This window comes from Bartonella sp. AD24XZML, from assembly GCF_042196485.1.
In the GTDB taxonomy this organism is placed as follows: domain Bacteria; phylum Pseudomonadota; class Alphaproteobacteria; order Rhizobiales; family Rhizobiaceae; genus Bartonella.
This window is the reverse complement of the sequence record NZ_JBHIQH010000100.1, coordinates 1-9,835: the sequence shown is the minus strand read 5'-3', so window position 1 is coordinate 9,835 and position 9,835 is coordinate 1. Positions and strand designations below refer to the sequence as shown.

The window sequence follows — 9,835 nt, the reverse complement described above, 5'->3', positions numbered from 1 at the left end:
AGAGAAGGCTTTGAAAGGTCTTTGAAAACCCTGTGAAAAATTTTGAAAAGTCTGTGAAAGCCCAGAAAACCGCCTTTGAAGCCCCTGTGAAAAAAATTCGGTAAATTGTGAAGCTCACTCCAAAATCAGCCAAAAATGACCAAAAAAGCAAAAAAGATTTTCACCTATTGATGATTATCTATTTTTAGAGGCAATATATACTTATTAATCAAATGGTTATATTATTTTCTTAATGTAAAAAGATTTTCATATCGATTTTTCATTTTAGAGAGACATTAAGCCGTATTTTGTGTAGTTTCTAGATGTACTCTTTCAGCTTCTATTTGACGCTTTAAATGGATTTTAAGAAGAGGGAAAGTTGCTTCGACCTCTTCCATGTCGTTGATGTCTTGAACAAGCTCTTGCAGTTTTCTATAAAGTTCCGCCGCGAGTTCCGCTATATCTTCAGGGGGGAGTTTTATTTTAGCATCACGATAGGTTGTATAAGCCACGCGACCGAGTTTTTTCATGAGTCCAGTAGGAATGGTAGGCGGAGGGATATTGAAAGCCCGAGCCATCATCATGTCTATAAACATTGCATCTTCACCAGTCAGAAGCCAATTCAGGTTCACTCCAAATTTTTCTTTATATGCTGATAAAACCGTTGCGTCTGGAGTTCTGTCACCGCGTTCGTAATTTCCAAGCCCCTGAATACTGATACCAATTTTAAGAGAAAATATATCACGAGATAAGCCCACAAGCTTTCTAACTTCTGTGAGTCGTCTTGCTAATGCGGTTTTTGGCTCATTTTTTTGTCGTTTCATATCACAAATGTTTACAAATGGGGTTGACCAATATCCCATTTGTAGATATACCTTTAATCACCGCCCGCTATAGAGGGCAGATATTTTACAATTAACCCCACAAAAAACGGATGTGGGAGCATCCGTTTAAAGCAGGAGCGAAGTTATGACAACCACCCAAACATGCATCCAAGTATGGGATCGCCATAGTATTTTAGCTGAGCTACGCCGCCGTAACATGACCTTGGCGGAGCTCGCGAAAGCATATCAACTCTCGTCATCCAGTGTTCAACACATTTGGACACGGTCTAACGAGAAAGCCGAACGTGCTATTGCCGATTTTATCGGTTTGCCCGTCGAGCAGGTTTTCAGCGACCGCTACCCCAAAAGTCGCCGTCGCATTTTTAAAGCAGCAAAACATGCCAACACAGATTCGCGTGCGCATTCTGCTTTGCGTGGGAATGCTGCTTGAACTTCGTTACACGGCTTTGCGTGTTAGCGCATTTGCCATGAATTTAAATACCATAAGATAAAGAGGTTTATCAATGTCTAAAGATCAATACGAAATAGGCAAGATAAATTGCAGAGAGTTGCATCATAGAACAGCCGTTTGGATGGGTTGGTTCTGGCGATTAGGGGGTGGTTATGGTTGCTGCTTATAATTTATGGATGCCAGAAGCTAGAAGCGATATCGTTAATCCTTATTCAGAAGTTGAACGTTTGGAAGCGATGCTTTCCTGTTCTTTAAAAGCCGTGAGTAGTGGATTTAAGTATCTGCCGATCCGGTATATTATTGACCCTCCGCGTGGCTTATTTGATGCGGCGTTAGCACGACAGATTGTTATTCATATCTTGCATTATCAGTTTGAGGTGCCGCGGCGGCGTATTGTTGCGATACAGGCACGTCAGCGGACTTCTATTTCTCTGTCACTGCAGGTGATTAACCGGCGGTTAATGGAACCAGTTTTTGCGAAAGCTTATCGAAGATGGGCAGGGCGTGCGATGGATTTATTCTTTAAAGAGATCAGAAAGGCGGCGGCGTGATGGCACAGTTTCAAAAGCTTGCTCTTGATGTGATTGTGGTGCCGGAGCGTATACGCCCTGTGGATGATGAGCATGCCAAGGCACTTGCACAATCAATAGTGCGGGAGGGATTGATGAATCCGATTACGGTGCGTCATACCCCCAATGCTAAGGAAGGTAATTATACGCTTATTGCTGGTGCACACCGGCTTCGTGCTGCTGAGCTTTTAGGCTATAGCGAAATTGATGCGGTTGTGGTGCAGGCGGATAAAGAGAATGCTGCGCTTTTAGAAGTGGCTGAAAACCTTTTTCGCAATGAATTGTCTGTTATTGATCGTGCGCTTTTTGTCCAGACTTACCGCGAATTGTGGGAAAAGAAGTACGGGGAGATTCAACGTGGCGGTGACCATGGTAATCAATATACAAAGGACAAAGTGGCAAAGGTGCAAGTTGCACCTTTGCCAAATGATGGTTCTTCAGAGCATCATGAAACTGGGTGTGAAGGGGACAAAGTGGCAAAGGGTAAAGTTTACCCTTTGCCAAAAGATGGTTCTTCAGAGCATCATGAAACTGAGTGTGAAGGAGACAAAGTGGCAAAGGGTCAAGTTGACCCTTTGCCAAATGAAGGTGACTTGAATGGCAAAATGCAAAGTTTGCACTTTGCCAAACATGTAGCAGATCGTATTGGTTTATCGAAGGAGTCTGTGAAACTCCTCAATCGTATTTCCCAGCATTTACAGCCAGAATTACGGTCGGTTTTGCGTGGCACAGCATTGGCAGATAATCAAGCGCAGTTGTTGAAATTAGCCAAGATGGAGCCGGTTTCGCAACGGCGGGTTGCGGTTGCTTTCCAACAGGTTGAGGGGGATTTACGGCGGGCTGTTGATTTGGTCAATGGGATTAATACACCTCCGCAAATCAATGAACAGGAACGGATTTTTGCTCAGTTATTAGGGGTGTGGCAGAGAGCAGATGCGCAGACAAAGGCGCGGTTTTGCGCTTATCTTGCAAGAGAACGAGGGGAGGAGCAGGCATGAAGAGGCATGGTTGCGGGCAGCTTGATTTTTTCCAAAAGCCGGTTTTTCCCTGTCGTGAACCCGTTGCGCAGATTGATTTAGGGCGGTTTCGCTCACGCATTAAGCGTGCGATGGCGCGGGCTTTGAGAGAATGTCGGCATGAGCGCAGTGTGATTGCGGAGCGCATGGCGCATTATTTAGGGATTGGGTGTTTAAGTAAAGCCAGTTTGGATGCTTATGTGGCGGAAAGTAAGCAGGTGGATATTTCCCTGCCGCGTTTTAAAGCCTTTGTGCGGGCGACAGAAGCCTATTGGCTCTGGGATGAGGTGGTGAGTGAAGATGGATTGTTGCTGTTGCAAGGAGATGAGGCGCGGTTAGCAGAGATTGCGCGGTTGCAGCAGGAACAGCGGGAGATTGCAGCGCGATTGAAAGCCATGCGCGCAACGCCGGTGCAAATTAAACGGGGGCAGCCATGAAAGAATGGTTTAGTATTGCCGAATTGGCTGAGGCAGCTTTGCCAGGGTTGCCGAAAACAAAGATTGGTCTCAACAATCTTGCGCTTAAGAAATGGCGTTTGAATACACAATTGTTTCGCCAAACATTAGGCAAAACGAAGCCGGTTTGGGAGTATCACATCTCTTTATTGCCGGAGGGGGCGCGGGCGGCATTGTTGGTGCGGTTTGGAGTGGGTGTTGATGTGAAACAAACGCAAGGGGAACAAAAGACAAGTATTTGGGTGCGTTATGAAGGGCTTTCCAAGGCGCATAAAAGGCGCTGTGAAGAGCGTTTGAAGGCACTTTGCTTTATGAATGATTTGCTTGTTTCTGGTATGGGTGTGCATGATGCGGCAAGTTTGAGTGCGGTGCACTTTGGTGTGAGCCGGATGTCGCTTTTTAATTGGCGGCAGATGGTTGAAGGGTATGAGCGCCCTGATTGGTTGGCGGCTTTAGCGCCTTGTTATGGTGAGGAGAATGTTTCGCAATTTGCGCCGTGTCATGATGGGGCGTGGGAGGTTTTTTGTTCGGATTATTTGCGCCCCTCTAAACCTGCTTTTTCGGCGTGTTATCGGCGCATGGTTTCGGTTGCGCAGGAGCGGGGTTTTGAGCCCATTCCTTCAGAGCGGGCTTTGAGACGTCGTTTCAACAGGCAAATTTCTAAGGCTGTTGTGGTTTTAGCGCGTGAGGGAGAAGAAAAGGCAAAAAAGCTTTATCCAGCCCAACGGCGTGATCGCTCCAGCCTGCATGCACTGCAAGCAGTGAATATGGACGGGCATAAGCTGGATGTTTTTGTGAATGTTCCTTGGACAGAGAAGCCTGTGCGGCTTTATTTGATAGCGATACAAGATCTTTATTCGGGCAAGATTTTATCATGGCGCTTATCGGATGCTGAGAGTTGGGAAATCGTTCGTTTGGTGATTGGGGATATGGTGGAAGCTTATGGCATACCGGAGCGTATGACCTTGGATAATGGGCGTGCCTTTACCAGCAAATGGATTTCTGGAGGTGTGCAAAACCGCTTTCGTTTTAAGATTAAGCCGGATGATCCGCAAGGGCTTTTGACGAGTTTGGGTGTGCAATTGCAATGGACCACCCCTTATAGCGGACAGTCTAAACCGATTGAGCGGGCATGGCGTGATCTGGCAGAAGCGATTTCTAAACATCCCTTTTGTGCGGGGGCTTATACGGGCAATAAACCGGATGCCAAGCCTGAAGATTATGGCAAGCGCGCGATAGGATTTGAAGCGTTTAAAGCCCATGTTGGTGCGCAAATTTGTGCCCATAATGCGCAAGCGGGGCGTAAGGCGGTTAATTGTGCGGGGCGCAGTTTTGATGAGACCTTTGCAGAAAGCTTGCAAGCAGAGGGGACAATAGTTCGGCAAGCAACGGCAGCACAACGGGCTTTATGGCTTTTGACCTCAGAAGCATTGCGTGCGCAAAAGGGTACGGGCGAGATCCATTTTTATGGCAATCGTTATTGGGCACGGGCGTTGAATGAGCATGCGGGGAAAAAAGTGATTGTACGCTTTGATCCGGATAATTTGCATCAAGATTTACGGGTTTATGATTTGAATAATCGGTTGCTTTGTTTGGCACCATGCCTTTGTGATGTAGGTTTTTATGACCAGCAGGCGGCGCGCTTGAATGGGCGTTTGCGTAAAGAATATGTGAAGGCTGTTAAAGCAGAAAAACAGTTGGCAGCAAAGCTTGCGCCTGATCACTTGGCCGATGTTTATGGTCGCCTTGAGAAAAAGGATGAAGCGTTCAAATCGAAGCTTCCGATAAAGCCAAAGGTGAGCCGCTTGATGCCAAACAATGTGGGGAATTTAGCTTTGACAGCAGACGATGATGAGGTTTTGGGGGAGGAAGAATTTAGTACGCACTTGCATAAAGCTTTGAGAAAGCTTTCCGCTTCTGATGAGGGGCGTGAGGTGATCAAGTTTCCCAAGCAATAGAATAAGGAAATAGGAAAAGAGAGGGGGGTTTATAAGAATTCTCAAAAGGAAGCCGATTTTGTATCGCGTACGGCTTGAAGCGTTAACAAAGAAAGGGGGGGAGGAATCTTAATCCTTTAAAAGTTTAAATCAATACATGAAGTTTCTAGGTATCTTTGCCTGATCGGGAGAGATGCGTGGAGTTAGCAAGTTCTCTGATGTGTGAGAAAGAGAGGGGATTTGCAAGGTTAGCCGTTTTAGTATCGCGTACGGCTTTAAATGTTTATTGAAGACAAAAGATAAGGGGCGGGTGGGAGCCCTTCCCCTTATCAACAGTCTAAAATCAATACGAAAGGGGAATATACATGAAAAACGCGATAAATGCAACGGTCGATAAAAATCCTTGGGCGCGACCTAAAATCCAGCCCAATGGCACAGCACAAAACCGCAACAGTGATGACATTGCTTTATGGAATGAGCTTGTGGATGCGGTAAGAGCTTTGGGGCAAATGAATGATTGGTTTAAGGCGGAAGTGGCGCGACGCATAGGCATGCCGGATGGGACGTTTTCACAATGGTATGCGGGCAGTTATGCGGGACAATTGGGGAAGCAAAATGCGAAGGTTCACCAATGGGTTGAGACTTTAAAGGAAACAGCGGGGTTTTTGGAGCGCATTCCTGAAAAGCCGGCTTTTCAGAGGAATCGAATTGCCAGTGAGATCATTGATACTTTAACACTGGCGCAAAGTACGGGGGATATGGTGATGATTACGCTTGATGCGGGCAGTGGTAAGACCGAAACCTGCCGCCATTACCGCGCGACCCGCCCGCATGTTTACCTTGTGACAGCAAGCCCGCATACGCGTAGTGTTCATGGTATTTTGAATGATATGGCAGCAGAATTGGAGGTGGTGGAATATAATCCCACCCGCTTAACGCGTGCTATTGGCAAAAAGTTAGAGCGCGTGGGCAGTGGCACGTTGTTGATCGTTGATGAGGCGCAAAATTTAACGGATGAAGCGATTAATCAGTTGCGCCACTTTGTTGATATCAATGGTACGGGGTTGGCTTTGGTTGGCAATGATGAAATCTCTGGACGGTTGGTTCATCGTCAAAATGGTCCCTCTTATGCGCAAATTAAAAGCCGATTGGCGATGCATTTGAAACGGCGCAAGCCCTATAGTGAGGATATTGCGGCGCGCATTCATGATTGGGGGATTGAAGATGTTGGTGCGATAAAGTTTTTGACGGGAATTGGTTTGAAAGCAGGAGCTTTGCGGCAAATTGACAAAACCATGATGTTGGCACGCATGGCAGCGCTTGGAGATGGGTGTGAGGTGACGCTTAAACATGTCAAAGCGGCATGGAAAAACCGTGACGTGGAGGAATTGGCATGATCCCTTTATGCGACAAAGAATTATCCGATACGCTTGTTGGTCTTTATGACGATTATCAATGCGGTTTTGATATTGGAGAAAAGCTTAAATTGTGTGTTGATTTGGCGTTATTGCTTGAATTGGAGTTGAGTGTTCACCGTTTGGGGGAGGCTGATGCGGTTTTAGAGGGGCAAGTTGTGGAAGCTTTACGTTGTAGCCAAGCGCTTCATGCCAAGAGTGATGAGGGTGAGAAAGGAACGGTTATTCATATGGATTTTGGAGGCGGAAAATGATGGAACGGAACCCTTATATGGTGAGAGATTGCTTGGTTGCTTTGCGTTCTGCTTTACTCAAGCATGAAATGGAGGGCATTTTTCTGAGTGCGAAAGATGTTCGAGAATTGAATGAGTATTTGCGTCGTTTGGCAGGCTATAACCACGTTTTAGGTCATGAGCTTATGCGGTGTCGTTGGCAATTGAAAGCGGGATGTGCGCCTTCTTCAGGGGATGTTGTGCCATTTCGTCGGTTTCAAAAAACACAGGAGGAAGTTGGTGATGAATCCACAAATTGAACTTGAAGGTACGCGTTATATGAAGGATGCGAAAGGGGCTTTGGTGCCGGTAAACCTGATCCGCCCTGCGGATTTGTTAGAGGATGAAACGGTGCGCAAAATTATGGGTTTTGCGAAAGAATTATCGGCAAGGATTGCACGTTTTAACAACCATACGATTGCGGATTTGAGTGATTTTGATAGCTTGCTTGCGCAAGAATATGGTGTGGAGCGGCGTGGCAAAAAGGGCAATTGTACTTACACAAGCTTTGATGGTTTGCAACGTATTAAGGTGCAAGTTCAGGAAAGTGTTGATTTTGGACCGCAATTGCAAATTGCCAAAAGCCTTCTTGATGAGTGTTTGAATGAGTGGTCTGCGGATGCACGCCCTGAAATCCGTGCGATTATTACGCGTGCTTTTAATACGGATAAAGAAGGCAAGGTGAATCGATGGGAGATCTTTATGCTGTTGCGTTTGGATATTGATGATCCACGCTGGAAAGAGGCGATGCGTGCCATTCGTGAGTCATTGCGTGTGACGACATCTAAGGAATATGTGCGTTTTTATGAGCGCGATACATTGGAAAGCCCTTGGCGGGCTGTGACCATTGATCTGGCGAAGACATGAGGGGGTGAGATGTCTTTAGCTGTCCTTCATATGGGAAAACGCGCGTTAGGTCTTGATGATGAGACCTATCGCGCACTGCTCTATCGCTTGACAGGCAAGCAATCGGCGAAAGATTTGAGTGTTTTAGAGAAGCGTTTAGTCGTCGCTGAAATGAAAGCGTGTGGTTTTGAGCCGAATGTGAAGCGTTTAGAGGGAAAATATGCCAAAAAGCTCCAGGCGCTTTGGATTGCTGGGTGGAATCTTGGCATTATTCGTGATCGTTCAGATAAGGCGTTGCTTGCCTTTGTGAAAAGACAGACGGGGATTGATCATATTCGCTTTTTACGCGATAGCGATGATGCATGCAGAGCCATTGAGGCGTTGAAAGGTTGGTTGCAGCGTGAGGGTGGGGTTGACTGGAGAGGGAAAAACCGCGAAGTTTCATGGAGGAAGAAACCAAGCATTTCCATTTTGTGTGCCCAATGGAAGTGTTTAAATCCGGATGCTGTGTTTGAGCTTGGGGCTTTTCATCAAAGTGTTATGGCGTTAAGTGGTAAAGCTTTGGACGAGATGAATGGGAGTGATTTTAGAGAAGTGATGAATGTTTGGGGGCGGAAAATCCGTAAAAGTGTAAAAAGCGAGGGGTAAGCATGTATGCAAGAGGAAATCTATAGCGATTTTCCTGCCTTATTGCGTGAAATAGCTGATGTTGCGGGCAGTGAAGCAGCATGGAATATGATGCGGGCTTTTGGTGGACGAGAAGTTTATATACCTGGGCGTCTTGAGAGTGCGGATTGGTTGATTGAGATTGTTGGGTTTGAAGAAGCGCAGCAATTGATCAACTATTTTTGTTTTAATGGTTCGGGTGTGCGCCTTCTTATCCCCCTTGGCAGAGATGCTGAACGGCGGCAAAAAATGGTGCAAGCGTTGCAAAAAGGCTGGTCGGTGGATGCTGCAGCTGCTGTTTCTGGTATGCATGTGCGTACAGCCTATCGCTTGAAAAAGAAAATTTCTTTGCAAGAACCACAAGGTTTATTATTTCCAGAGTTTTATGAGTATTGAGAGTTTTGACTGACAGTGTCAGGCTTATATTGGGGGATGGAGATCCGATAAACTGCGGATGGATTTTTATTCATTGAGTGGTTTGTTATGATTTCAATAGATGCTTCTTTTCTTCATCGTCTTGCGCCTAAACTGGCGCATCATGCGCGTCAAGATTTTATTATCGTTGAAATGGCACGCGTGTTGCCTAAAGCTTTATCTTATGGGGCACTCACAACACCGTTGCGGATTGCGCATTTTTTAAGCCAATGTGCGCATGAGAGTGATGGCTTTTTTACCCTGCGTGAATATGCCTCTGGGCGTGCTTATGAGGGGCGGCGTGATTTAGGCAATATCAACCCTGGTGATGGGGTGCGCTTTAAGGGGCGTGGTTTGATCCAGTTAACGGGGCGCAATAATTATCGTCGTTTTACGAGGTTTTGGTGCTCAGTCGATAAACAAGCGGTTGATTGTGAAGATTTTCCGCAAGTGCTGGAAAAATTTCCCGCAGCGCTTTGGTCTGCTGTTTGGTTTTGGCAAATGAAAGGCTTGAATAGGCTTGCAGATCAAGATGATTATCTCAGGATTACCAAGGCGATTAATGGTGGCAAGAATGGACTTGTGCAACGTTTGACTTATTTGAACCGCGCTAAAAAGCTTTTGGGACTTGGAGGCGAGGTGAAAGCATGAAGCCCTCTTATCGTGGTTCTAGGCTCTATTTATGGTGGTCTTTTTGGTTTGCTTGGGGGGTTATTTTTTTGCTCGTTTCTGGTGGTTTGTGGGGGGCTCCGCATATTGTTGATATGGCGAGCATTTCTATTCCTTCGATGGTGGCGATTATTGTTGGGAATTTGGGGGTGCATCGTGGCTTTGGCTCGTTGGATTTTTCTAATAGGAAACATTCCCATAAGCGGCATAGCCGCTCCTATGATGGGGTGGAGATAACGGGGTGGGGAGATAAAAGCAATGTTTAGCCCTGTTTCAAAACTGTCTTTTGGTCTGCTTTTTT

The 9,835-nt window shown here is 46.2% G+C and carries 14 protein-coding genes; 13 read left to right on the top strand and 1 reads right to left on the bottom strand.

Translation table 11 applies throughout. The annotated features are described in order from the left end of the window. Nucleotides 1–275: 275 nt before the first annotated feature. Nucleotides 276–803, bottom strand: a complete 528-nt coding sequence (locus ACFIMX_RS08955; RefSeq protein ID WP_375694362.1) for a helix-turn-helix domain-containing protein — start codon at nucleotides 801–803, stop codon at nucleotides 276–278. A gap of 145 nt (nucleotides 804–948) precedes the next feature. Between ACFIMX_RS08955 and ACFIMX_RS08950 the strand changes: the two genes are divergently transcribed. From ACFIMX_RS08950 to ACFIMX_RS08890, 13 genes are all read left to right on the top strand, one after another. After that, nucleotides 949–1,254: a helix-turn-helix transcriptional regulator gene (locus ACFIMX_RS08950; RefSeq protein WP_005864619.1), complete on the top strand. Its 306-nt coding sequence runs from the start codon at nucleotides 949–951 to the stop codon at nucleotides 1,252–1,254. A gap of 173 nt (nucleotides 1,255–1,427) precedes the next feature. Further along, nucleotides 1,428–1,826 carry a hypothetical protein gene (locus ACFIMX_RS08945; protein WP_375694360.1) on the top strand — a complete coding sequence of 133 codons (399 nt, stop codon included), beginning with the start codon at nucleotides 1,428–1,430 and terminating at the stop codon, nucleotides 1,824–1,826. After that, nucleotides 1,826–2,842: a ParB/RepB/Spo0J family partition protein gene (locus ACFIMX_RS08940; protein WP_375694359.1), complete on the top strand. Its 1,017-nt coding sequence runs from the start codon at nucleotides 1,826–1,828 to the stop codon at nucleotides 2,840–2,842. Before ACFIMX_RS08945 ends, ACFIMX_RS08940 begins: the two co-directional genes overlap by 1 nt. Then, entirely contained in the window at nucleotides 2,839–3,297 is a 459-nt protein-coding gene (locus ACFIMX_RS08935; RefSeq protein WP_375694358.1) for a hypothetical protein, read from the top strand. Before ACFIMX_RS08940 ends, ACFIMX_RS08935 begins: the two co-directional genes overlap by 4 nt. After that, on the top strand, nucleotides 3,294–5,273 hold the full coding sequence (locus ACFIMX_RS08930) for a transposase domain-containing protein (protein WP_375694357.1): 1,980 nt from the start codon (nucleotides 3,294–3,296) through the stop codon (nucleotides 5,271–5,273). Before ACFIMX_RS08935 ends, ACFIMX_RS08930 begins: the two co-directional genes overlap by 4 nt. A gap of 344 nt (nucleotides 5,274–5,617) precedes the next feature. After that, the gene (locus ACFIMX_RS08925) at nucleotides 5,618–6,649 is read left to right on the top strand and encodes an AAA family ATPase (protein ID WP_375694356.1); all 1,032 of its coding nucleotides are present in this window, start codon (nucleotides 5,618–5,620) and stop codon (nucleotides 6,647–6,649) included. Then, entirely contained in the window at nucleotides 6,646–6,921 is a 276-nt protein-coding gene (locus ACFIMX_RS08920) for a hypothetical protein (RefSeq protein ID WP_375607958.1), read from the top strand. Before ACFIMX_RS08925 ends, ACFIMX_RS08920 begins: the two co-directional genes overlap by 4 nt. Next, nucleotides 6,921–7,199: a hypothetical protein gene (locus ACFIMX_RS08915; RefSeq protein ID WP_375694361.1), complete on the top strand. Its 279-nt coding sequence runs from the start codon at nucleotides 6,921–6,923 to the stop codon at nucleotides 7,197–7,199. The genes ACFIMX_RS08920 and ACFIMX_RS08915 overlap by 1 nt, the downstream gene beginning before the upstream one ends. Continuing rightward, entirely contained in the window at nucleotides 7,183–7,806 is a 624-nt protein-coding gene (locus ACFIMX_RS08910; protein ID WP_375694355.1) for a DUF3164 family protein, read from the top strand. The genes ACFIMX_RS08915 and ACFIMX_RS08910 overlap by 17 nt, the downstream gene beginning before the upstream one ends. 9 nt (nucleotides 7,807–7,815) lie before the next feature. After that, complete coding sequence (locus ACFIMX_RS08905) at nucleotides 7,816–8,433, top strand: gp16 family protein (RefSeq protein WP_375694354.1); 618 nt, start codon at nucleotides 7,816–7,818, stop codon at nucleotides 8,431–8,433. 6 nt (nucleotides 8,434–8,439) lie between these two features. Further along, nucleotides 8,440–8,847 (top strand): helix-turn-helix domain-containing protein, encoded by a 408-nt coding sequence (locus ACFIMX_RS08900; RefSeq protein WP_375694353.1) that lies wholly within the window; start codon nucleotides 8,440–8,442, stop codon nucleotides 8,845–8,847. An 87-nt stretch (nucleotides 8,848–8,934) separates the two neighbouring features. Then, nucleotides 8,935–9,516 carry a glycoside hydrolase family 19 protein gene (locus tag ACFIMX_RS08895; RefSeq protein ID WP_375694352.1) on the top strand — a complete coding sequence of 194 codons (582 nt, stop codon included), beginning with the start codon at nucleotides 8,935–8,937 and terminating at the stop codon, nucleotides 9,514–9,516. Continuing rightward, nucleotides 9,513–9,800 (top strand): hypothetical protein, encoded by a 288-nt coding sequence (locus tag ACFIMX_RS08890; RefSeq protein ID WP_375618800.1) that lies wholly within the window; start codon nucleotides 9,513–9,515, stop codon nucleotides 9,798–9,800. The genes ACFIMX_RS08895 and ACFIMX_RS08890 overlap by 4 nt, the downstream gene beginning before the upstream one ends. Nucleotides 9,801–9,835: the final 35 nt, after the last annotated feature.

What these genes read in the sequence shown, in the direction of transcription:
- ACFIMX_RS08955 (WP_375694362.1), bottom strand. Translation starts at nt 803, where the DNA reads ATGAAACGACAAAAAAATGAGCCAAAAACCGCATTAGCAAGACGACTC.
- ACFIMX_RS08950 (WP_005864619.1), top strand. Translation starts at nt 949, where the DNA reads ATGACAACCACCCAAACATGCATCCAAGTATGGGATCGCCATAGTATT.
- ACFIMX_RS08945 (WP_375694360.1), top strand. Translation starts at nt 1,428, where the DNA reads ATGGTTGCTGCTTATAATTTATGGATGCCAGAAGCTAGAAGCGATATC.
- ACFIMX_RS08940 (WP_375694359.1), top strand. Translation starts at nt 1,826, where the DNA reads ATGGCACAGTTTCAAAAGCTTGCTCTTGATGTGATTGTGGTGCCGGAG.
- ACFIMX_RS08935 (WP_375694358.1), top strand. Translation starts at nt 2,839, where the DNA reads ATGAAGAGGCATGGTTGCGGGCAGCTTGATTTTTTCCAAAAGCCGGTT.
- ACFIMX_RS08930 (WP_375694357.1), top strand. Translation starts at nt 3,294, where the DNA reads ATGAAAGAATGGTTTAGTATTGCCGAATTGGCTGAGGCAGCTTTGCCA.
- ACFIMX_RS08925 (WP_375694356.1), top strand. Translation starts at nt 5,618, where the DNA reads ATGAAAAACGCGATAAATGCAACGGTCGATAAAAATCCTTGGGCGCGA.
- ACFIMX_RS08920 (WP_375607958.1), top strand. Translation starts at nt 6,646, where the DNA reads ATGATCCCTTTATGCGACAAAGAATTATCCGATACGCTTGTTGGTCTT.
- ACFIMX_RS08915 (WP_375694361.1), top strand. Translation starts at nt 6,921, where the DNA reads ATGGAACGGAACCCTTATATGGTGAGAGATTGCTTGGTTGCTTTGCGT.
- ACFIMX_RS08910 (WP_375694355.1), top strand. Translation starts at nt 7,183, where the DNA reads ATGAATCCACAAATTGAACTTGAAGGTACGCGTTATATGAAGGATGCG.
- ACFIMX_RS08905 (WP_375694354.1), top strand. Translation starts at nt 7,816, where the DNA reads ATGTCTTTAGCTGTCCTTCATATGGGAAAACGCGCGTTAGGTCTTGAT.
- ACFIMX_RS08900 (WP_375694353.1), top strand. Translation starts at nt 8,440, where the DNA reads ATGCAAGAGGAAATCTATAGCGATTTTCCTGCCTTATTGCGTGAAATA.
- ACFIMX_RS08895 (WP_375694352.1), top strand. Translation starts at nt 8,935, where the DNA reads ATGATTTCAATAGATGCTTCTTTTCTTCATCGTCTTGCGCCTAAACTG.
- ACFIMX_RS08890 (WP_375618800.1), top strand. Translation starts at nt 9,513, where the DNA reads ATGAAGCCCTCTTATCGTGGTTCTAGGCTCTATTTATGGTGGTCTTTT.